This is a genomic window from Tundrisphaera macrotermitis, from assembly GCF_051175315.1.
GTDB lineage: Bacteria > Planctomycetota > Planctomycetia > Isosphaerales > Isosphaeraceae > Tundrisphaera.
Genome location: NZ_CP195102.1, coordinates 35,899 through 57,401, shown reverse-complemented (window position 1 = coordinate 57,401; position 21,503 = coordinate 35,899). Strand labels below are relative to the sequence as shown.

Below are 21,503 nucleotides of genomic sequence, written 5' to 3'. Positions count from 1 at the left end.
GGCTCGCTCCCTGTGAGGCGCTTTCCCGGGGAAACCGGCCGTTGAGCCGACTTCCCATTCCATGCTCGTTGGATCGGCAGTTTCCCGGGGAAACCGAGAGCGGGAGTTGGCTTTCCCGGGGAAACCGGGTGGCGATGCGACGATTTCCCGGGGATGATGCGGGCCCGGCCGGCTTCCTCGATGTCTCCCCACCCGGCGCGGGGAAGGGCACCCCATGACGACCGAACTCCCGGCATCCCCACCCAACCGGCTCGCCTCGCTCGACGCCTATCGCGGCACGGTCATGCTCCTGATGATGGCCGAGGTCCTGGAATTTCAGGAGGTCGCCAAAGCGGTGCCCGGGCCGGTCTGGCGATTCCTGGCCGACCAGCAGACCCACGTCGCCTGGCGCGGGTGCTCGCTCCACGACCTGATCCAGCCATCGTTCTCGTTCCTGGTCGGGGCCGCTCTGCCGTATTCGATGGCCGCCCGCCAGAGGCGCGGCGAGCCGTTCTCGCGGTCGCTGCTCCACGCGGCGTGGCGGTCCTTCGCCCTGATCGTGCTGGGGATCTGGCTCCGGTCGATCGGCCGAAAGCAGACCAATTTCACGTTTGAGGACACCCTCACCCAGATCGGCATGGGCTACCTGCCGTTGTTCCTGCTCGGCTATGCGTCGGCCCGGGCCCGTTGGGCCGCCTTCGTCGCGATCCTCCTGGGCTACTGGGCGGCGTTCGCGGCCTACCCGCTCCCGGGCCCGACCTTCGACTGGTCGGCGGTCGGCGTCCCCCCGGACTGGCCCCACCATGAGTCCGGGTTCTCGGCCCACTGGGACAAGAACAGCAACCTGGCCTGGGCGTTCGACACCTGGTTCCTCAACCTGTTTCCCCGGGAAAGCCCGTTCCTGGCCAACCGGGGCGGGTATGCGACCCTGAGCTTCATCCCCACCCTGGCCACGATGCTCCTCGGGGCAATCGCGGGGGACTGGCTCCGATCGGATCGGACGCCCGGCCGCAAGCTGGCGATGATGGTCGGGGCGGGGGGTGCCGGCCTCCTGCTCGGCCTCGTCGTCCAGGGCCTCGGCCTGTGCCCGATCGTCAAGCGGATCTGGACGCCGAGCTGGACCATGTTCAGCGGCGGGTTCTGCCTGGCGATCCTGGCCGGGTTCTACGCCGCCCTCGATCTCGGAGGGCCGCAAGGGTGGTCCTACCCGCTGCGGGTGATCGGGCGGAACTCGATCGCCGCCTATCTGATCGCCCACCTGATCGATGGCTTCATCCGGTCGGATGTGCGGACCCACTTCGGGCCGGGCGTCTTCACGCGATGGGGGCCGTATGAGCCGCTAGCCGGGGGAGTGGTGGTCCTGGCGGCCTACTGGCTGATCCTGCTCTGGATGGATCGCCGGCGGATCTACCTCAAGATCTGACCGGGCGATTTCCCCGGGAAAGCGACGGGCCGCCCGCCGCTTTCCCGGGGAAAGCGGTCATCAATCGTCCTCGGCCGTGAACAATCCCTTCTGGACGACCATGGGGGGTCGCGGGGCGTCCATCGCGGCGAGGCACAGCGGTTCGAGCATGTGCTTCCACCGGCCGAGGCCCGGGTTCGATGCCTTGACCGACAGGCGGATGGCCTCGCGTTCGGATTCGGGCAAGCGGTCCCAGCGCTCCCGGAGGGCGGCCTCGCGGGCCTCGGCCTCCGCCTTCTCGTCGCGGGTCTTGCGCCGGGCGGATTGCTTGGTCTCCTCGACGTTGGCCTTCGCCGCCGCCGCGCGGGCCTTCGCCGGGGCGGCGGCGAAGTCCTCGGGCGGCTGGTAGTCGGACCGGATCGAGGCGACCAGGTATCCGGCGGGGTTCTTGCCGACCCGCTTGTCCTCGTTCCGGGTCAACCAGTCGAAGACTTCGAGCTTGGTGCGGATCCGGACCGCCGGGTGGGCCGCGACCAGGTCGGCGGCCGTCTTCGGGGTCACGCCCCGGGCCGTGAGCGCCTCGACCAGCTCGTTGGGCTCGGAGGCCGGGGCAGGGGGGGCCGTGGCCTCGTCCTGGTGGCGGATCAGGATGATCCGCCAGTTTCCCCGGGAAACCCACGAGTAGCGTTCCTCGGCGTCCAGGGGCTCCAGGAAGCCGAGCTGCTCCAGTTCTTCGAGGGCCGGCTTTAGCCTCCGCTTCAGCTCGGTCGGGGCATAGGACCGGCTCATCCCGATGTGTTCGCAGGCCAGGGTCCTGAGGTCGAAATCGAGCCGGTTGCGGCGATAGAATCGCTTGTCCAAAAACCGGAACATCCGCTTGGTCGTGGGCAACCGAAGGCTCAGGTAGAACTCGAGATCGAGCTGCTTCAGGTTGCCGCTCTGGAAGCTCTGGAAGATCACCTCGTTCCAGCGGAAGCTGGACAGGGGCAGGGGGTCCCCCTCGGCACCGACCTTCCGGGGCCGCTTCGACGGCGCGGGCTTCGCCCCCGGCTTGGCCTTGGCCGCCCGCTTGCGACGCTCGCGATCGTAGAGGGTCACGTTGTCGAGGACGTGGAACGTCTCATCGACCCAGCTCTTCTCGATGTTGTCCCACCACGCATTCTCATACGCCAGGACGACCCCGACCCAGCGGTTGAGGGCCTCCTCGATCCGTTTGTAGCTCGCCCCGCTCTGGGGCCAGCCCAGGATCTCGATCAGCTCGTAACGCGAGAACGGCACCTTGGCGTCAGTGAAATTGCTCCGCCTCTTGGTGAGCTGGATTAGGCCCACCAGCACCTCGTCGTCGGTCGAAGTGGGGAGGCCATGCTTGCCGGTCCCCATGATCGTCAGGCGGCGGATGATCGGCGGCTCGTCGCGGCGCTCCAGCTTGTCCTCGAAGACCAGCGTCGTCTGCCCGTTCGGGACCCGGTCGGTCAGGGCCGCAATCGGGAATTCGGCGAGATTGAGTTCATCCTTCCATCCATGATCGGATGCAGTTGCATTCCCTTCGACCGATTCAAAGCCCCCATTCTCTTCAGCCGTCCATTCCAGATCTTCCTGCTTATCCGCTCCAAACATCATGATTGACGTCCAATCGTGCGGGTTGTTCCGGATAATCAGGAGAAAAAGCAACAACAAGACGGCCGCAGGCTGTTGTTGTCTTTCAGTCTAAACAAAAGTCTAAAACAAATTCTAGGCGCCGCAAGTTTGCGATCTAACAGAAGTTGTGGAGCGCAAGTATGTCCGGTTCATCGGTAGTGGTATGTCCGGTTCATCGTGAGTGCACGGACCAACTATGTCCGGTTCATCGGTAAAAGTATGTCCGGTTCATCGTGAGTGCAGCGCCTAACCATGTCCGGTTCATCGGTAATGGACGGGTGTGATCTATGTCTCATCCATCGCTATCGGCGCCTGTCCACTAAAACGGGCCAGGTGACCAAGTATGTCCGGTCTATCGTGATGGACGGATGCCCCCCCGATCCTCACGGCCGACCGGTCGGGGACGAAGTATGTCCGGTTCATCGGTATCGCAACGAGGCCCTTTTCCGGACCCTCAGACGGTGCTTGGGGAGCCACCCAGGGCGGCCCAAGTATGTCCGGTTCATCGGTAATGCGAGCCGATCATCGAGCGTTCGGGCTTGTGGGCTAGGGTGGCCGCCTTCATCGGCTCGGGGGCTGGGCCCAAGTATGTCCGGTTCGTCGTGACCAGATCATCACCATACCGACGGGAGGGACGATCGCAGCAGTCGCTCAGTCGTCATTCGGCGCGAGGCGAAACGATGGCGTGCCCAGGAAAGGCCCTGGCGGATTGCCAGTGCGATCCGGAATCGCCGGACGTGTCATCCGACCATCCAGGATGGCGATGGCACCTTGGGGATCCTGGGCGATTTCAGGATGGGTCGTTTGGAGTGGGCTTCGGCGGGACGAGATCGGTCGTCGGCGGATCGGATTCGACGTCCGAGGAGGCCCGGGGACTGAGTGCCGTCGTGATCCGTCCCAGCATATCCTTCCAGCGCGATCGCGTCTCCGGTTCCAGGGCGTTGAGCCGGCCGAGGAGCCATGCGGCGTTATCGGTCGCGGAAGTCGGGGCGGCGGGCGTGGCCGGGATCTCCAGGTCGAACGGGCGGGCGGACTCCGCCGGCAGGGCGGGGGGCGGGATGAGATCCTCCCGGAGCGCGGCAAGCTCGCGACGAAGGGCATCGATCTGGGCGAATTGGCCTTCGATCAGGGTCGCGGCATCCCCCTGGAACTGACGGAGTAGGTCGAGGATCTCGTTCAACCCGGCCTCGGGTTCGCGAACGGCGGGATGGGCGGTGAGGGCCTCGATCGGCTCCGCCTCGATGACCGGGACGATCTCGCGAAGCACCGCCGGGACCACTGGCAAGGCAACAACTTGGGTGCCGATGCCGACCCGAAATTCGGCCCGGCCGATCCGGAGGATGTCGCCGTCCCGGAGCGGCGCGGAGCCGACAACCGGCTGGCCATTGACCCGGGTGTCGCGGCCGAGGAGGTCGATCACCCGGGCCGAATCCGGCTCGCGCCAGATCGCGCAGTGGATCGGCGAGGCCGCCGAACCGAGGAGCCGGATCCCGCACGCCGCCGACCGCCCGAGGAAGGCGAGCGGCGACCCCAGGACCCAGGGCGCGTGGCCGCCGTCCAGGGGATGCAGCGACAGCCGTTCCAGGTCGGGGCCGGCCGGCGCGAAGAGGTCATCGTAGACCGGGGAGGGATCGATGGCCGCCCCGTCGGCGCGGAGCCGGAGGACTTCCAGGCGTCGGCCGGCGATCTCCAGGGCATCGCCCGGGATGAGCCACTGCGAGGCGATCTCCCGCCCCGCGAACCGGGTCCCGGATCGGGTCAACAGGTCGACGCAGAACAGCCCTCGACGGTCGAGCACCAGCAGGGCATGGCGGGGCGCCGCGGCCCGGTCGGCGATCCGGATCGATGCCCCGGGGTGGCGTCCGATCAGGGCGACCGGCCCTTCGGTTCGGAGGATCCGCCCCGGTTCCTTGCCCGGCCCTCGGAGCCTCAACGTGACCTGCCCGTCGGCCCACGGCACGCCGAGGGCGGGCAACGGGTCCGGGCCGATCGGCATCGCGGCACGACTCATCGGGCCACCGGGAAGAGGAGCAGGGCGGTGTGTCCGGGACGAGGTGGCAACGTCCATCGATCCATGAATTTATAAGGCCGGGTTCGGTTCCGTGAACGCCGCGTTGCGGCCGATCATTCTAGGCGATCGCGACCCTCCGTTGCAATCGTGGGTGGGTCGTCGGGATTTGACCCTTGTCAGGCGATCACGTCGACGCGCATCATGGTCGCCGGACGCGACGATGCGGGCTCGTCCCTCTTGGACGTCCCTCCAGGGAAGGATTCGACACCCATGCCGCCGACCCCCCGCCCCCTTGGGGGCCCCAAGATCCATCACGCGATCGAGAGGCCGCTCGCCCTGCCCGCCCCGGCTGATTTCGGGCCCGTCGCCGATCAGTTGCCGGGCGAACCCGCGTCGACGTCGGCCCGGTCGGGGCGGAAGTCTGGGCTATCGCTCGGCCTGGCATGGCGGGCGGTGCGCCGCCACGCCTGGGTCGCGCTGATCGCCTGGGCCGCCGGCACGGCCGGGCTGATCGCCTGGGCGGACCGGAAGATCCGGCCCGGCTACCAGGCCGTCTCGGTCATCAAGGTCGATGCGGGCGATCGGGGCCGGTTCCGCGACGGCGGGCCGGGCGGCGACTTCGAGGTCTACAAGCAGACCCAGGCGCGACGGCTGGCCAACCCGGGCGTGATCGAGGCGGCCATCAAGGCCCACCCCGAACTGCTCGGCCTGCCCACATTGGCCAGGGGCCAGGCGCCGGAGGACGCGGTCCGGTCGGCGATCGTCGCCCAGGTCGTGCCCCAGACCGACCTGATCCAGGTGACGATGACCTCGCCGACCCCCGACGAGCCGGCCCGGGTCGTGGATGCGGTGATCGAGTCGTTCCTCAGGGCGACCGAGAACGGGGACGACGGTGCGGTCGAGAAGGTCCGCCGGATCCGCGAGGCGCGGGATGCCCGGGCGCGGGAGGTCGACCTCCGCCGCTCCGAGGTCGTCGACCGCGCCGCCAAGCTCGGCGCGATCGATTCGGCTCGCGCCCGCGACCGCGATGCGGTGGCCCTGGATCAGTACAAGACCCTGTCCAATCAACTCCTCACGATCGACCTTGAGATGATGGCGGCGCGGGCCAAGCTCGACCGGGCCCGTCAGCGGTCGGCCGCCCACGAGCCCGACGCCAAGGTCGATGCGGCGGTCGTGGCCGCCTTCTATGCCGATCCCCAGGTCGCCACGCTCCGGGGCCAGGTCGAGGCCGCCCGCGACGAGCTGGCCCAGGCCGATCGGGTGGCCCGCAACGCCAGCGAGATCCCCCGGGGCGCGGCCCGCAAGACGATCGACGAGGGCCAGAAGCAGATCGATCAGCTCTGGATCCGCAAGAAACCTGCGCTGGCCCAGGCCGCCAAGTCCACCTCGGCGGCCGAGGTCGAGGCCCAGCAGGCCGCCGGCCGGCTCGTCGAACTGGAGGCGATGACCGCCGGGCTCAACGATCGGCTGGGCCGGCTCAACGCCCAGACAAAGGCGGCCGGCGCCGACGAACTGACCCTAGAATTCGCCCGCCACGACCTCGCCCGCTCCGAGGCGATGCTGGATACCCTCACCAAGGATCTCGACCGGGCCGAGGTGGAGGCCAAGGGGGCCGTGGCCGGGTTCCGCCAGGAGTTCCCGGCCCGCGTGGCCGAGCTGCCCGACGGCCATCGCCGGATCAAGGCCATGGTCATCGCCCCGTTCGGGATGCTCCTCGGGGTGGTCGGCCTGCTGGTCCTGGCCGAGCTGCGGTCGGGCCGTGTGGTCGGCCCCGATGACCTCCCGACGACGCTCCAGCCCCGCGTCCTGGGCGTCCTGCCGACCCTGCCCCGGCCCGGGACCGCGCGGCATCGCGACGACATCGCCCGGTTCGTCCAGGGCCTCGAACATCTCCGGGTCGTCCTCTGCGATCGCCGCGACCACCGATCCCGCCGCTGCCTGCTGATCACCAGCGCCTCGGTGGGGGAGGGGAAGACGACCTTGGCCGCCCAGCTCGCCGAGCGGTGCGTCAATGCCGGCCTCTCTACGCTGCTGATCGACGCCGACCTGCGGAGCCCGACCCTGAGCCAGATGTTCGACCAGGGGAACCGCCGCGGGCTGGCCGACGTGCTCCGGGGCGAGGCGACCGCCGAGGAGGCCATCGGCGTGATCGGCGACGCCGGGGGGGTCCACTTCCTCGCCGCCGGGACCGACCGGGCCGACCCCGGCCGGCTGCTCCACGGCGAAGCCCTGGGCCGCCTGCTGGCGCGGGCCCGCGAGAGCTTCGACATGGTCATCGTCGACGCCCCGCCCGTCCTGCCCGTGCCCGACGCCCTGACGATCGGCCGCTGGGTCGATGGGGCGGTCCTCTCGGTCCGGTCGGACACCAGCCGGTTCCCCCTGATCGAGCAGGCCGACCAGCGGCTCGCCTCGATGGGCGTGCCGGTCCTGGGGGCTGTCGTTGCCGGCGTCCGCGATGCGGGCCGGGCCTACGGGGTGCCGACCGGGCCCGGGCCGGTGGTCACCTCGGTCGACGGCTGACCCGTCTACCATGCTCATTGCCCTTGTGCAACCGCCCGAACTCGATACCCTTCCGGGCTCGGGGCGGTCGCCGGGGAGGGCCCGCGCTCCCGTCCCCGCCGGGGATGGATCATGGACGGATCGCTTCGCGAGCGATGGCGGCGGCCGATCATCGGCCTGATGGTCGCCTCGTTCGCGACCCTCCTGGCCGTCCCGCACCTGGGACGGTTCCGCACCCCGTCCCTCTACAGCGATGACCTCCTCCGCGTGGCCGACCTCCAGGCCAAACCCTTGGGCGAAGTCCTGTTCCGCCCGTTCAACGAGCACATGGCCCCCTGGTTCGAGGCCGTCTCGTGGGTCGTCTGGCAAGCGGCCGGCCGCGACCTGACCCGGGCCCCGGCCGCCTTCACGCTGGCGACCTACGTCCCCTTCTGGCTCGCGCTCGGGCTGATGGCCGCTTGGCTCCGGCGCGAGACCGGATCGCGGGCCACCGCGTTAATCGCATGCACCGCCTTCGCCCTGTCGTCGACGACCGCCGAATGCAGCTTCTGGTTCTCGTCGAGCAGCTTCACCTGGGCCTTATTCTGGACCCTGGTCGCGTTGCTCGGCGGCGCCGCGACGGGCGGGAAGAATGCAGGATCACGCGTCGCGGGGCTGTTCCTCGGCGGCATGCTGGCCCCGGCTTCGTCGGCGATCGGCCTGCTGGCCGGCCCGATCGTCGCGACCCGGATGGCGGTCCGCAAGGGGGACCGCCTCTCCGCCCTCATCCCCCTGGCGGGCACGGCCGCCTTCCTGGCGGTCGCCGCGAGCTTCCGCTATGACCGGGTCCTGGGTAGCGGCATCCGCAATCCGCCGGATCGGCTGGGCGGGCTGTTCCTGGCGATGCAGGCCCCCATCGCCCGGCTGCTGCCCGGACTGCTGGCCGGGATCGACCTCGACCGGACCCTGCCGGGCGGGATCCTCTTGGCCCTGTCCGTGGCGGTCCTGACGCTCGCCGCCTTCGTGCTGATCCGCGATCGCCGCGCCGGACCGGCCCTGGTGGCCTTGGGGCTGATCGTGGGCGGTTATGTGCTGACCTACCCCTTCCGCAACTCGCACGGACCACGGTGGTTGTACGCGGTCGGCCGCTTCCATCTCTTTCCCCAGCTCGGGTTGATCCTCCTGTTCGCCCTGTTGTCGCGGCGATGGCTCGGCCGTCTGGATGAGTCATGGCCCCGGACGCTGGCGGCGATGAATGGCGTGGCTGCGGTGCTCCTGCTCCTCCACGGCGGTCGATTCGAGCGGGAGTTCGCGACCTATCACCATCCCGAGCAACGGGAAACGCTCGCCGCGATGGTCCGCGTCGGCGAGGCGTGCGCGTCCCAGGGCATCGACCGCGCCCGGTGCCTCGCCGCGCTCGATCCGGTTTGGTGTTACTGGTTCCAGCCGGAATACAACGGGCTTTGGCTGGTGCCCCGGTTCGGGTCGGGGATGGTCGGCAGCGACGAGGACGCCCGGAGGCTCCTCCTGGGACGTCTTTCGGACGCAGATCGCCGGGCCCTGTGGGGCGGTATGGATGTGTCCGCTCGGGCCCAACCCATCGGGGCAGGCGGGCGGCCCACCCTGACCTCGGGGCATCTGGCGGCCGGGGACCATGCCCGGCCCCTCCTCCCGGCCCAGGCGCTGCCGCAATACGTGATGACCGGCTGGCCCGCCGCGCTGGAGTATCGGATGGACCGCTATTCGGGGGCGGAGGAGCCGCGATTCCTCACCTTCCGGTCGGGTCCGTTGCGGATCCCGATCGAGATCGACTGGCGAGGGGCGGGCGAGGGTTGGTCGAGGGAGCGGAGCATTCGATTCCGGGCCGACCCGGCCGCGGGAGAGCAGGAATGGGCGATCCCCCTGGATCGGCTGCCGCACTGGTCGAAAGGCCGGGTCGAAGCGGTGCGTGTCCGGTTCGTCGCCCCTCCGATCGCCTTCGGCGAACCTCGGCTGACCCGATGAGGCGGCAATTGGCGTATCGCCGGAAGGCCCGGTAAGCTACCCTGACCACGGACCGAGGAAGGTCGACGGATTCGGCGGATCAAGGATTGAGACATGAGCGATCAAGGCGGACGCAAGTGGATCGTCACCGGGGGCGCCGGGTTCATCGGGTGCCACGCGGCGTCGCGGTTCCATGCGGCCGGGGATCGCGTGGTGGTCGTCGACAACCTGAGCCGTCGCGGGGCCGAGGATAACCTCGCCTGGCTGCGAGGGCAGGGGATCGAGACCTTCGTCAAGGCGGACATCCGCGACGCCTCGGCGATGTCCGACCTCCTGGCCCAGCACGCCGACGCCGATGCCGTGCTGCACCTCGCCGGGCAGGTCGCCGTCACCACCAGCGTGGCCGACCCCCGCTCCGACTTCGAGACCAACGCCCTCGGCACGCTCAACATCCTGGAAGCCGTCCGGCTCGCGGCGGGCGGGCGACCCGCCGTCCTTTACAGCTCGACCAACAAGGTTTACGGCAACTTGGAGCAGGAAAAGGTCATCATCCGCGATGGCCGCTATGCCTACGAGAACCGGCCCAACGGGGTGGACGAGCACGAGCCGCTCGACTTCCACAGCCCCTACGGATGCTCCAAGGGGGCCGGGGACCAGTACGTCCGCGACTATGCCCGGATCTACGGCCTGAAGACGGTCGCCTTCCGCCAGTCGTGCATCTATGGCACGCGCCAGTTCGGCATCGAAGACCAGGGCTGGGTCGCCTGGTTCTGCCTGGCCGCCACCCGGGGCCAGAAGTTCTCGATCTTCGGCGACGGCCGGCAGATCCGCGACGCCCTCTGGATCGGCGACCTGATCGACGCCTACGAGATCGCCCTCGACCGGATCGACCGCGTGGCCGGCGAGGTCTTCAACATCGGCGGCGGGCCCGACCGGACGTTAAGCCTCCTGGAACTGGTCGGGATGCTGGAGGCCCACTTCGGCCATCCCCTCAATCCGGCCTTCGCCGACTGGCGGCCCGGCGACCAGCGCGTCTTCGTGGCCGACATCCGCAAGGCGTCGCGCATGCTCAACTGGTCCCCCAAGGTCGGCGTCGCCGAGGGCGTGGGGCGCCTGCTCGCCTGGATCGACGAGAATCGCAACCTGTTCACGGTCTGACCGGGACGGGTTGACCTCGCCGCCCCGATGAGGGGACGGGGAGAAATCTTGCCGATAGGGAAGCATGGGTAGTTGGGGTCGGTTATACTCCCTCACATCCCCTGGACGGTCCCGGCCCCCGGCGTCGGCGGTCGCGATGCGCACGGGTCGTTGATCGTGAGGGCGGCCCATGTGGCGGAAGACGGCGATCGGGGCCTTGATCGGGATCGGGGCCCTGGTGGCCCTGGTCGTGCTCGGCGAGCTGGCGGGATCGCGGACGTTCGCCCGGATCGGGTCGCTCGCCGCCGAGGTGCGGCCGCCGATCCTGGTCGGCGTGATCCATTCCCTCTCTGGGCCGCTGGAGCCCTATGAACGCCCGCTGCGTGACGCCGAGCTGCTTGCAGTCAAGCAGATCAACGACCGGGGGGGCATCGGCGGTCGACTCCTGGAGGTCGTCGAGGCCGATGGCCGATCCGACCCCCGGACCTTCGCGTCGCAGGCCCGACGGCTCATCGAGTCCAACAAGGTCAGCGTCGTGTTCGGCGGCTGGACCGCAGAGAGCCGCCGGCTGATGCGGCCGGTCATCGAGGAGTTGAACTCCCTGCTCGTCTTCCCCGGCGATTTCGAGGGGATCGAGGAGGCGTCCCGCATCATGTACGCCGGGACGACCGCCAATCAGCAGGTCGTCCCCGCCGTGCGGTGGGCCATCGATCGGCTGTCCGTCAAGAAGCCGTTCCTCCTGAGCAACGACGAGGTGTGGTCCCGCACGGTCGCCGAGATCGCGCGGGACCAGCTGCGATGCTCGGGGATCGAGCCGGCCGGCGAGCTGTCGATCTCGCCCGGCGTGGACGGGGTCGCGGCGGCGGTGGCCGCGATCCGGAGGGCCCAGCCCGACCTGATCCTCAACTTCACGTCCGGCGACACCAACACCGCCCTGTTCACGTCCCTGCGGCGGGCGGGGATCACGGCGGCCGGCTCGCCGGCGCTGTCGTTCCGGATGACCGAGGATGACGGCCGCCGGATCAACGCCGATGACCTGAGCGGCCACTACCTGGCGGCGGATTACCTCACCACGCTGGATACCCTGTCCAACCGCGAGTTCCTCCGGATCTTCAAGGCGCACCACGGCGACGACCGGATGCCCTCGGCCCCCGCGGTGATGGCGCACGAGGGGGTCCGCATGTGGGCGAAGGCGGCCGAGGAGGCCGGCGACCCGTCGTCCGCGAACGTCCTCCCCCGGCTGCCCCGGATCAGCCTCGACGCCCCCGAGGGGGTGATCAGCGTCGACTCGGCGATCCGTGCGGTGTGGCGGCCCTGCCACGTGGGGCGGTTCCGCCCCGACGGCCAGATCGAGGCGACCTGGTCGATCGACCGGCCGATCCGCCCGGTCCTCTACACGATCACGCGCGGCGATGGCGACTGGCGATCCTTCCTGGACGGCCTCCGGGAAGGTTGGCGCGGCAACTGGTCCGGCGCCGGCCAGACGCCGGCCGTCCCGCCGGGCTGAAGCCCGGCCGCTCGTCGGACGCGATCCACCCGGAATGATGCCCCCCCTTCGAGATAAGGTCGACCTCGCATGCCTCTCCGAATGCTCGCGCCGAGCCGGGCCAGCATCGCCACCCGGCTGATCGGCTGGTTCCTGGCGATCGCCCTGGTGCCGTGCATCGTGATCACGCTGATCACGGGGCTCCTGTCCCGCTCCGCCCTGGAGACGACGGTCCGCCAGCGGCTCGAATCGATGGCCCGGGCCAAGACGGAGCAGATCGAGACCTACGTCGCGGAGCGGCGGGGGGATGCCCGGATCTCCGGATCGGCCCCGAGCGTGATCAACGCCGTGACCGAACTGGGGGCCCTAATCCGCGATGGCAAAAAAGATACCCCGGAGTTCGCGGCGGGGGAGGGGCGGGCCCGCGACGTCCTGGCGCGGATGATCGAGACCTACGCCTACGAGAACGCCTACCTGCTGAGCATCGACGGGGCCTTGCTCGTCTCGTTCAAGACGGGCCTGGATCCGGGAGCCTCGATCGACGCAGGGCCGCTCCGGGAGACCCAGTTCGCCGACGTCTTTCGCCGCTGCAAATTCCTGATGCAGGCCACGATGTCCGACTTCCAGGTCTACCCCGGCCGGCGCGAGCCCGCCGCCTTCGTGGGCGGCCCGGTCGTCAGCGAGGGGCGGCTGGTCGGCGTCATCCTGTTCGAGTTCGGCAATTCCGCGCTGTTCCGGGTGGCCACCGAGAACGAAGGCCTGGGCGAGACCGGCGAGACCGTGATCGCGATGCGGACCGGCGACGAACTGACCTTCGTGGCCCCGACGAAGTTCGATCCCTCGGCCGGGTTCCGGCGCAAGATCCGGTTCGGCTCCGACGAGGGGATCGACCTCCAGGAGGCCGTGCGCGGGGGCCGGGGCTACGGCGAGACGATGGACTACCGCCGGATCCCGGTCGTGGCGGCGTGGGCCTACCTCCCCTCGCTGCGGTGGGGGATGGCGATCGAGCAGGACACCGCCGAGGCGTTCGCCCTGATCACCCGCCAGCGTCAGGTGGCCGCCGGCCTGGTGGGGTTCACCATCCTGGCCGTCGGGTTGGTCGCCCTGGTGGTGGCCCGCTCGATCACCCGGCCGATCCGCGAGGCGGCCCTGGTGGCCGAGCAGATCGCCTCGGGCGACCTGACCGCGATCGTCTCCGGCGACGCGCCGGGCGAGTCGGGCATGCTCCTCCGCTCGGTGCGCAAGATGACCCTGGACCTGCGGTCGCTGATCGGCCGGATCCAGAAATCGAGCATCACCCTGATGTCCACCGCCACCGAGATCGCCGCGACTTCGCGGCAGCAGGGGGAGGCGATTAGCGACTACGGGGCCTCGACCAGCGAGGCCGCCGCGGCGGTCAAGCAGATCTCCGCCACCAGCCGGGAACTGCTCAAGACGATGGACGAGGTCAACGAGGTCGCCGCACGCACCGCCGGTATGGCCTCGGAGGGGCGGGGGAGCCTCGGCGAGATGGGCCGGTCGATGCGGCAGCTCGCCGAGTCGACCGGGTCGATCGGCTCGAAGCTCTCGGTCATCAGCGAGCGCGCGGCCAACATCAACCTGGCCGTGACCACGATCGCCAAGGTCGCCGACCAGACCAATCTCCTGTCCATCAACGCCGCCATCGAGGCCGAGAAGGCCGGGGAATACGGCCTCGGCTTCCTGGTCGTCGCCCGCGAGATCCGCCGCCTGGCCGACCAGACCGCTGTGGCCACCCTGGACATCGAGCGGATGGTCAAGGAGATGCAATACAGCGTCTCGGCCGGCGTGATGGAGATGGACAAGTTCTCCGACCAGGTCCGGCAGGGCGTCGGCGAGGTGGCCCAGATCGGCGACCAGCTCGGCGAGATCATCAACTCGGTGCAGGGCCTCACCGGACGGTTCGACCAGGTCCACGAGGGGATGCGGGTCCAGTCCCAGGGGGCCGACCAGATCCGCGAGGCGGTCACCCGGCTCAGCGAGGGGGCACACCAGACGTCGATCTCGCTCCGCGAGTTCAACAAGGCGACCGACCACCTCCGCGAGGCGGTCGGCGGGCTGAAGGACGAGGTTTCCCGGTTCACGATCGGGCATCCCGATGCCTCGGCCGCGGGGTGAGGTAGACTGGGGGCGGGGCGGGCCGCCGCCCGGCCCCACCGGCGGCACAACCGAGGCGATCGCCCATGCTGGTCCTCACGTTCCGAGTCGCCGAGGCCCCGTTCGCCGTCGCCGTGGCGCGGGTCGTGGAGGTCGTCCCCCGGGTCCGGCTCCGCGCGTTGCCTCAGGCGCCGGACTACCTGGCCGGGCTGCTCCACTTCCGGGGCAAGGCGGTGCCGGTGGTCGACCTCGGCACGAGGATCGCCGGGATCCCGTGCGCCGACCGGCTGAACACCCGGATCATCCTGGTCGAGGCCGCGGCCCGGGGCGGGCCGGCCAGCCTGCTCGGGCTGATCGCCGAAAGGGTCGACGACGTCCGTTCGGTGGACGAGGCCGGGGCGGCCCTGCCGGCCGCCGGGTTCGCGGCGGCCCCCTACCTGGGGGCGGTGTACCAGGCGGACGGCGGGCTGATCCAGATGATCGAGCCGGACCGGATCCTCTCCGACGGCGATGGGGCCGCGACCGCCGGCCTGGCCGGGGCGGGTGGGCTGTGACCGGGACCATCCAGCGGCTGCTGGCGGATCGGATCGGCCTGGACCCGTCCACGGTCGGGGATAACCTGATCACGCGCGGGATCCAGGCGCGGATGGCCGAACTCGGCCTGCGCGATCGCGGCGAGTACGAGACGCTCCTGTCCCGGTCCGAGGCCGAGCAGCAGGCCCTGGTCGAGGAGGTGGTGATCCCGGAAAGCTGGTTCTTCCGCGATGACCGGCCGTTCCGCCTCCTCAAAGAGCGGGCCCTCGCCGGTTGGGCGTGCCGGCCCGAGCGGCCGCCGTTGCGGGCCCTGAGCCTCCCCTGCGCCGGAGGCGAGGAGGCGTACTCGATCGCCATCAGCCTCCTGGATGCCGGCCTCCCGCCCGGCCGGTTCCGCGTCGATGCCGTGGACGTCAGCCGCCGCAACCTGGATCGGGCCCGGGCTGCGATCTACGGCAGCAACTCCTTCCGGGGCGGGCAGATGCCGGGGACCTCGCCCCACTTTTGCCCGGTCGCGGGCGGGATGGCCGTCGCCCCAGAGGCCCGCTCGACGGTCGCGTTCCACCTCGGCAACATCCTCGACCCGTCGCTCCTGGCCGACGTGCCGCCGTATGACATGGTCTTCTGCCGCAACCTCCTGATTTACTTCGACCCTCCATCGCGGGTCCGGGCCTTCGCCAATCTCGATCGGCTCCTGGCGGACTCGGGAATCCTGTTCCTGGGACATGCCGACCGGACGTCGGACCTCGCCCGATTCGAGCCGATCGACGACCGGGGGTGTTTCGCGTTCCGCAGGTCGGCCCCGGCCCCTCCCCCCGCCGATCCGCCCCGTCCTTACCCGCCGGGATCCAGGCCGACGCCGAAGCCCGTCGCGATCGCCCGGCCCGCCCCGGCCCCGATTCCGGAATCGCCCCATCCAGCGCCGCCCCCGCCGGCGAAGCCTCTGGAGGAGGCGTCGGCCCTCGCGGACCAGGGGCAGTACGACGAGGCGACCCGGCTCTGCGAGCGGGCGATCCGCGCCGCTGGGCCTTCGGCACGAGCCTACTTCCTCCTGGGGATGATCCGACAGGCGGCCGGCGATCGATCCGGGGCCGAGGCCCACCTCCAACGCGCCGTGTACCTGGACGGGCAGCACGATGAGGCGCTCCTGGCCCTGGCGATCCTGGCCCGTCGCCGGGGGGATGTCGCGGCCGAGGCCGGCTACCGCCGCCGCGCCGAGCGGGCCCGATCGCGGAAGGGGACATCATGAGCATCGCGGAGTCCGCCCTCCGGACGATCGACGACTGCTGGAACCGGATCGGCGTCAACGGCGATCAGAGCTGCCCGGAGCTGGCGACGCACGTCCATTGCCGCAACTGCCCGGTGTTCGCCTCGGCGGCCCGCCTCATCTTCGACCGGCCGCCGCCCCCCGGCTATCTCGACGACTGGGGGGGGATCCTCGCCCAGCCCGTCGCCGTGGCCGACCCCGACGAGGTCGGCCTCCTGGTCTTCCGGCTCGGGGAGGAATGGCTCGCCCTGGGGTCGCGCCTGGTCGCGGAAGTGACCACCGTCCGGCCCGTGCATCGCGTGCCCCACCGCTCCAATCACATCCTTTCCGGGATCGTGAATCTGCGCGGCCAGCTCAAGTTATGCGTGTCGCTCCACGGACTGCTCGGGGTCGAGCCGGCCGCCGCCGGCCGCGACGGCGCGGCGCGGACCCGTCTGGTGGTGATCAGCCGCGACGGCGAGTCCTGGGTGTTCGCGGCCGATGAGGTGGCCGGCGTGCAGCGGATCCCCCGCCGCCATCTCCAGAAGGTCCCGTCCACCCTGGCCAACCCGTCGGGCAGCTACAGCCAGGCCGTCTTCGCCTGGGGCGACGACCGGAGCGTGGCCCTGCTGGACGACCCCCGCGTGTTCGCCGCACTCCGGAGCCTCGGCCAATGAGCGACGACCTCAGCGGCTTCTCCCTGATGGACCTGTTCCGGTCCGAGGCCGACGGCCAGACCGCCGCGCTGGCCGAAGGGCTGTTGAACCTGGAAGGGGAGGGGGCCTCGCCCGCCGCGATCGAACCGTTGATGCGAGCCGCCCACTCGCTCAAGGGGGCCGCCCGGATCGTCGGGCTCGATGCGGCGGTCCGCGTCGCCCACGCCCTGGAAGACTGCTTCGTTGACGCCCAGAAGGGCGCGTTCGCGATCCAGACCCACCACGTCGACATCTTCCTCAACGCGGTCGATCTCCTGTCCCGCTGCTCGATGGTCGCCGAATCCGAGATCTCCTCCTGGCAGGCCGAGCATGAAGCGGAGATCGCCGGGGCCGTGGCCCAGCTCGAAGCGATTCGGGAGGGGAAGTCGGCACCGGCCCCGGCGCCAAACGAACCCATCGCACCGGCCCCGGGCGATCCCCCAAACGAACCCAACGGCGCGGGAGAACCGGCCGACCTCGGGACGCCAAACGAACCCAACCCGCCACCGCCGACCGACCCCGCGGCCGTCGTCCCGAACGAACCCAACGACGACCCGCCACCGTCCGTCGCTCCGCCAAACGAACCCAACGAGTCGGGCCCCGACGACCTCCTCGACGACGAGCACGCCCGCGCCGTGACCGGCCGCATCGAGTCGATGGCCCCGGAACTGTCGATCGACGACATGCCGGTCCAGGGCCCGCAGGCCGATTCCCCGAACCGCGTCGTCCGGGTCTCGGCGGAAAGCCTCACCCGGCTGATGGGGCTGGCGGGCGAGTCGCTGGTCCATGCCCGGCAGCTTCGCCCCCTGGTCGATGCCCTGACCGCACACCGGGCGGGGCAGGCCGCCTTGCTGGAAACTTTGCGGGCGCTGGAGGATCGGCGTTCGTCGGGGCCGGGCGGCGGGGTCGAGATGGAGTTGATCGCCAAGGCCCGCGGCCAGGTCGACCGGAGCTTGCAGGACCTGGGCGGCGATGTCGAACTGTTCGAAGACTACGCCCGACGGGGGGAGGACCTGGCCGGCCGGCTCCATCACGAGGTCCTGGCCAGCCGGATGCGGCCGATGTCCGAGGGGGCCCGGGGCTTCCCCCGGATGGTCCGCGACGTGTCCCGCCAGCTCGGCAAGATGGTCCGGTTCGAGCTGAAGGGGGAGAACACCGGCGTCGACCGCGACATCCTCGACAAGCTGGAGGCCCCGCTCAACCACCTGATCCGCAACTCCCTGGACCATGCCATCGAGAGCCCGGCCGAGCGCGAGGCCGCGGGCAAGTCCCCGACCGGGACGATCCGCCTGGAGGCCCGCCACCGCGCCGGGCTCCTGCAGATCACCCTGAGCGACGACGGCCGGGGCATCGACGTCGAGCGGCTCCGGGTCAAGGTCGTGGAGAAAAGGCTCGTGGCCGAGGGGATGGCCGGGCGGCTGACCGAGGCCGAATTGCTCGAATTCCTGTTCCTGCCCGGCTTCTCGACCCGCGATTCCGTGACCGAGCTGTCCGGCCGGGGGGTGGGGCTGGACGTGGTGCAGGACATGGTCCGCACGGTGGGCGGTACGGTGCGGATCGCCTCGCGGCCGGGCCGTGGGACGAAGTTCACGCTCCACCTGCCGATCACGATGTCGGTGGTCCGGGCGCTGCTGGTCCGTGTGGCGGGCGAGCCCTACGCCTTCCCCCTGAACCGGATCGACCGGATCGCCCGGGTGTCCCGGTCGGGGCTGCGGATGCTGGAAGGCCGGCCCCACTTCCCGGTCGACGACCAGCTCGTCGGGCTGGTCGAGGCGTCGCAGGTCTTCGGCCTGCCCGGCGGGGAGACCAGCGGCGATGAGCTGCCGATCGTGGTGGCCAGCGACCGGAGCCAGCGGTTCGGCGTGGTCGTGGAGGCGTTCCTCGGAGAGCGGGACCTGGAGGTCCGCCCGCTCGACCCCCGCCTGGGCAAGCCGCCCGACATCAATAGTGCCTCGGTCCTGGAAGACGGCTGGCCGGTCCTGATCGTCGACGTCGAGGACATGGTCCGGTCGATCGACAACCTGTTCGGCGGCCGGCGGCTCAAGGGGTTGAGCGACGCCGCCGAGCTGGCCGCGCGGCCCTCGGCGAAGCGGATCCTGGTGGTCGACGACTCGATCACCGTCCGCGAGCTGGAGCGACAATTGCTGGAGGGCCGGGGCTACGATGTCGATGTGGCCGTGGACGGCGTCGATGGCTGGAACGCGGCGCGCGGGGGCGGGTATCATCTCATCATCAGTGACGTCGACATGCCGCGCATGGACGGCATCCAACTCGTCCGATCGATCAAGTCCGACGCCCGTCTCCGGGGCACCCCCGTCATCATCGTCTCCTACAAAGACCGGGAAGAAGACCGGATGCGCGGGCTCGACGCCGGCGCGGACGGCTACCTGACCAAGAGCAGCTTCCACGACCGGACGTTTTTGGATGCCGTCGTGGACCTGATCGGCGAGGCCGCCGGATGAGAATCGCCATCGTCAATGACGTCCCCCTGGCCCGCGAGGCGCTCCGCCGCGCCGTGGTCACCGTCCCCGACTTCGAGGTCGCATGGCTGGCGGCCGACGGCGACGAGGCGATCGAGAAGACCCGGGCTGACCGCCCCGACCTGATCCTGATGGACCTGATCATGCCCCGGGTCGACGGGGTCGAGGCGACCCGGCGGATCATGGCCGAGACGCCGTGCCCGATCCTGGTGGTCACGGCCACCGTCAGCGGCAACATGGGCCGGGTCTACGAGGCGATGGGGCTGGGCGCCCTGGACGCCGTCGATACCCCCTCGTTCGACCCGCGCGAGGGGACGCTCGGGACCTCGCCGCTGCTGGAGAAGATCCGCACGATCTCGCGACTGATCGGGCGGCCGTCGCGAGTCCCGATCGCCACGCCGGCCGCCCCCCCCTTCGACGAGGGGAATCCCCACTTCCCCCTGATCGCGATCGGGGCATCGACGGGAGGGCCGGCGGCCCTGGCCCGGATCCTGAACAAGCTGCCCGACACCGAGGAGGCGGCCGTGGTGATCGTCCAGCACGTGGACGAGGCCTTCTCGCGCGGCCTGGCCGAGCATCTCACCAAGGAGACCGGCCGCGAGGTCGAGCTGATCGTGCCCGGCACCGTCCCGCTCCCGGGGCGGCTCTACCTGGCCGGGACCAACGACCATGTCATCCTCGACGACCGCCTCCGGTTCCGGTACGTGGCGGAACCCTCGACCCTCTACTATCGCCCCTCGGTCGACGTCTTCTTCGCGAGCATCGCCGGCCGGTGGCCGGTCCGGGGATCGGCGGCGCTCCTGACCGGGATGGGCCGCGACGGGGCGCTGGGCCTGAAGGCCCTGCGCGAGGCCGGGTGGGCGACGATCGCCCAGGACGAGGCCACCTGCATCGTCTACGGGATGCCCCGGGCCGCCGCCGAGATCGGGGCCGCCGAACAGATCCTTCCCCTCGGCCAGATCGCGCGGGCGCTGGCCGACGGGATCACCAGTCGCAACGCACGGGCCCGGGGGGCCAGCCCACGATGAACGACGAACCCGCGTTGACCCAGCACCCGGTGTCGGTCCTGCTCGTCGACGACCAGCCGATGATCGGCGAGGTCGTCCGCCGGATGCTCGTCGGCGAGCCCGACGTCGTCTTTCACTATTGCAAGGATGCCGCCCAGGCCGTCGAGCGGGCCACCGCCATCGGCCCGACCGTGATCCTGCAAGACCTGGTCATGCCCGACATCGATGGCCTGTCCCTGGTCAAGATGTACCGGGAGAACGAGGCGACCCGCGAGACGCCCCTGATCGTCCTCTCCACCAAGGAAGAGCCCAAGATCAAGGCGGACGCCTTCGCCCTCGGGGCCAACGACTACGTCGTCAAGCTGCCGGATAAGCTCGAACTGTTGGCCCGGGTCCGCTACCACTCCAAGGGGTACATCAACCTCCTCCAGCGCAACGAGGCTTACCGGGCCCTCCAGGCGAGCCAGCGCCTGCTGGCCAAGGACGTGGCCCAGGCCGCCAAGTACGTCAAGTCGCTCCTGCCCGACAAGCTCCGCAAGGGCACCATCACGACCGACTGGCGATTCGTCCCCTCGGCCGAGCTGGGCGGCGACTCGTTCGGCTACGACTGGGTCGACCCCGACCACTTCGCCTTCTACCTCCTGGATGTGAGCGGCCACGGGGTCGGATCGGCGTTGCTATCCGTCTCGGCCCTCAACGCCCTGCGCTCGCAATCCCTGCCGCAAACCGACTTCCGCGATCCCGGCCAGGTCCTCACGGCGCTCAACCGGGCGTTCCAGATGGACCAGCAAAACGGACTCTTCTTCACCATCTGGTATGGGATCTACCACAAGCCGACCCGCCGGCTGGACTACTCCGGGGGCGGCCACCCGCCGGCCCTCCTGCTGACCGGGGAAGATGCCGGGCGCTGCGAGCTGCAATCGCTCGACTCCAATGGCCCGATGATCGGCGCGGTCGGCGACCTGGAATACGCGACCTCGACCACCCAGATCGGCCCGTTCGGCTTCCTGTCGCTCTACAGCGACGGGGCCTTCGAGATCGAGCAGGTCGGGGGGAAGACCTGGCCGTTCGGCGACTTCGTCGCCTTCATGCAGGCGGCGATGAGCGGGGAAGGGGCCTCGGCCATGGACCCGCTGATCGCCCACGCCCGGAAACTTCAGGGCTCGGAGGAATTCGCCGACGACCTGTCCATGGTCGAATTCCGGTTCCTCCCCCCCGCCTGACGGCGTGCGGCCCCGGTGCCACGCGGGGCCGAGTCCGGTTGCGGATCAAATTGCCCATGCCTTAAACTGGGCCCGCGGCGACGAGGGAG

Annotated in this window: 14 protein-coding genes; 12 read left to right on the top strand and 2 right to left on the bottom strand. The window is 70.0% G+C overall.

The window, feature by feature from the left end:
• The first annotated feature begins 214 nt into the window (after positions 1-214).
• The gene (locus TA3x_RS28970; protein ID WP_435022655.1) at positions 215-1,402 is read left to right on the top strand and encodes an acyltransferase family protein; all 1,188 of its coding nucleotides are present in this window, start codon (positions 215-217) and stop codon (positions 1,400-1,402) included.
• A 60-nt stretch (positions 1,403-1,462) separates the two neighbouring features.
• On the opposite strand, the gene TA3x_RS28965 is transcribed toward TA3x_RS28970, so the two are convergent.
• Positions 1,463-3,001, bottom strand: coding sequence for a replication initiator protein A (locus tag TA3x_RS28965; RefSeq protein ID WP_435022653.1), 1,539 nt, complete (start codon positions 2,999-3,001; stop codon positions 1,463-1,465).
• An 808-nt stretch (positions 3,002-3,809) separates the two neighbouring features.
• Complete coding sequence (locus TA3x_RS28960; protein ID WP_435022651.1) at positions 3,810-5,030, bottom strand: FHA domain-containing protein; 1,221 nt, start codon at positions 5,028-5,030, stop codon at positions 3,810-3,812.
• A 270-nt stretch (positions 5,031-5,300) separates the two neighbouring features.
• On the opposite strand from TA3x_RS28960, the gene TA3x_RS28955 reads away from it, so the two are divergent.
• The 11 genes from TA3x_RS28955 (at position 5,301) to TA3x_RS28905 (ending at position 21,414) form a co-directional block, all read left to right on the top strand.
• Positions 5,301-7,550, top strand: a complete 2,250-nt coding sequence (locus TA3x_RS28955) for a polysaccharide biosynthesis tyrosine autokinase (RefSeq protein ID WP_435022649.1) — start codon at positions 5,301-5,303, stop codon at positions 7,548-7,550.
• Positions 7,551-7,661: 111 nt separating this feature from the next.
• Positions 7,662-9,512 carry a hypothetical protein gene (locus tag TA3x_RS28950; protein WP_435022647.1) on the top strand — a complete coding sequence of 617 codons (1,851 nt, stop codon included), beginning with the start codon at positions 7,662-7,664 and terminating at the stop codon, positions 9,510-9,512.
• A 93-nt stretch (positions 9,513-9,605) separates the two neighbouring features.
• Positions 9,606-10,649, top strand: coding sequence for an NAD-dependent epimerase/dehydratase family protein (locus TA3x_RS28945; RefSeq protein ID WP_435022645.1), 1,044 nt, complete (start codon positions 9,606-9,608; stop codon positions 10,647-10,649).
• 169 nt (positions 10,650-10,818) lie between these two features.
• Positions 10,819-12,135 (top strand): transporter substrate-binding protein, encoded by a 1,317-nt coding sequence (locus TA3x_RS28940; protein ID WP_435022643.1) that lies wholly within the window; start codon positions 10,819-10,821, stop codon positions 12,133-12,135.
• A gap of 69 nt (positions 12,136-12,204) precedes the next feature.
• Positions 12,205-14,250, top strand: coding sequence for a methyl-accepting chemotaxis protein (locus TA3x_RS28935; RefSeq protein WP_435022641.1), 2,046 nt, complete (start codon positions 12,205-12,207; stop codon positions 14,248-14,250).
• A 65-nt stretch (positions 14,251-14,315) separates the two neighbouring features.
• Complete coding sequence (locus TA3x_RS28930) at positions 14,316-14,783, top strand: chemotaxis protein CheW (protein ID WP_435022639.1); 468 nt, start codon at positions 14,316-14,318, stop codon at positions 14,781-14,783.
• Positions 14,780-16,012 (top strand): CheR family methyltransferase, encoded by a 1,233-nt coding sequence (locus tag TA3x_RS28925; protein ID WP_435022637.1) that lies wholly within the window; start codon positions 14,780-14,782, stop codon positions 16,010-16,012. The genes TA3x_RS28930 and TA3x_RS28925 overlap by 4 nt, the downstream gene beginning before the upstream one ends.
• A complete protein-coding gene (locus TA3x_RS28920) occupies positions 16,009-16,686 on the top strand; it encodes a chemotaxis protein CheW (RefSeq protein ID WP_435022635.1) in 678 nt (225 codons plus the stop codon). Before TA3x_RS28925 ends, TA3x_RS28920 begins: the two co-directional genes overlap by 4 nt.
• Positions 16,683-19,166 (top strand): hybrid sensor histidine kinase/response regulator, encoded by a 2,484-nt coding sequence (locus TA3x_RS28915; protein ID WP_435022633.1) that lies wholly within the window; start codon positions 16,683-16,685, stop codon positions 19,164-19,166. Before TA3x_RS28920 ends, TA3x_RS28915 begins: the two co-directional genes overlap by 4 nt.
• Positions 19,163-20,212 carry a chemotaxis response regulator protein-glutamate methylesterase gene (locus TA3x_RS28910; protein WP_435022631.1) on the top strand — a complete coding sequence of 350 codons (1,050 nt, stop codon included), beginning with the start codon at positions 19,163-19,165 and terminating at the stop codon, positions 20,210-20,212. Before TA3x_RS28915 ends, TA3x_RS28910 begins: the two co-directional genes overlap by 4 nt.
• Complete coding sequence (locus TA3x_RS28905) at positions 20,209-21,414, top strand: SpoIIE family protein phosphatase (protein ID WP_435022630.1); 1,206 nt, start codon at positions 20,209-20,211, stop codon at positions 21,412-21,414. The genes TA3x_RS28910 and TA3x_RS28905 overlap by 4 nt, the downstream gene beginning before the upstream one ends.
• Positions 21,415-21,503 lie beyond the last annotated feature (89 nt).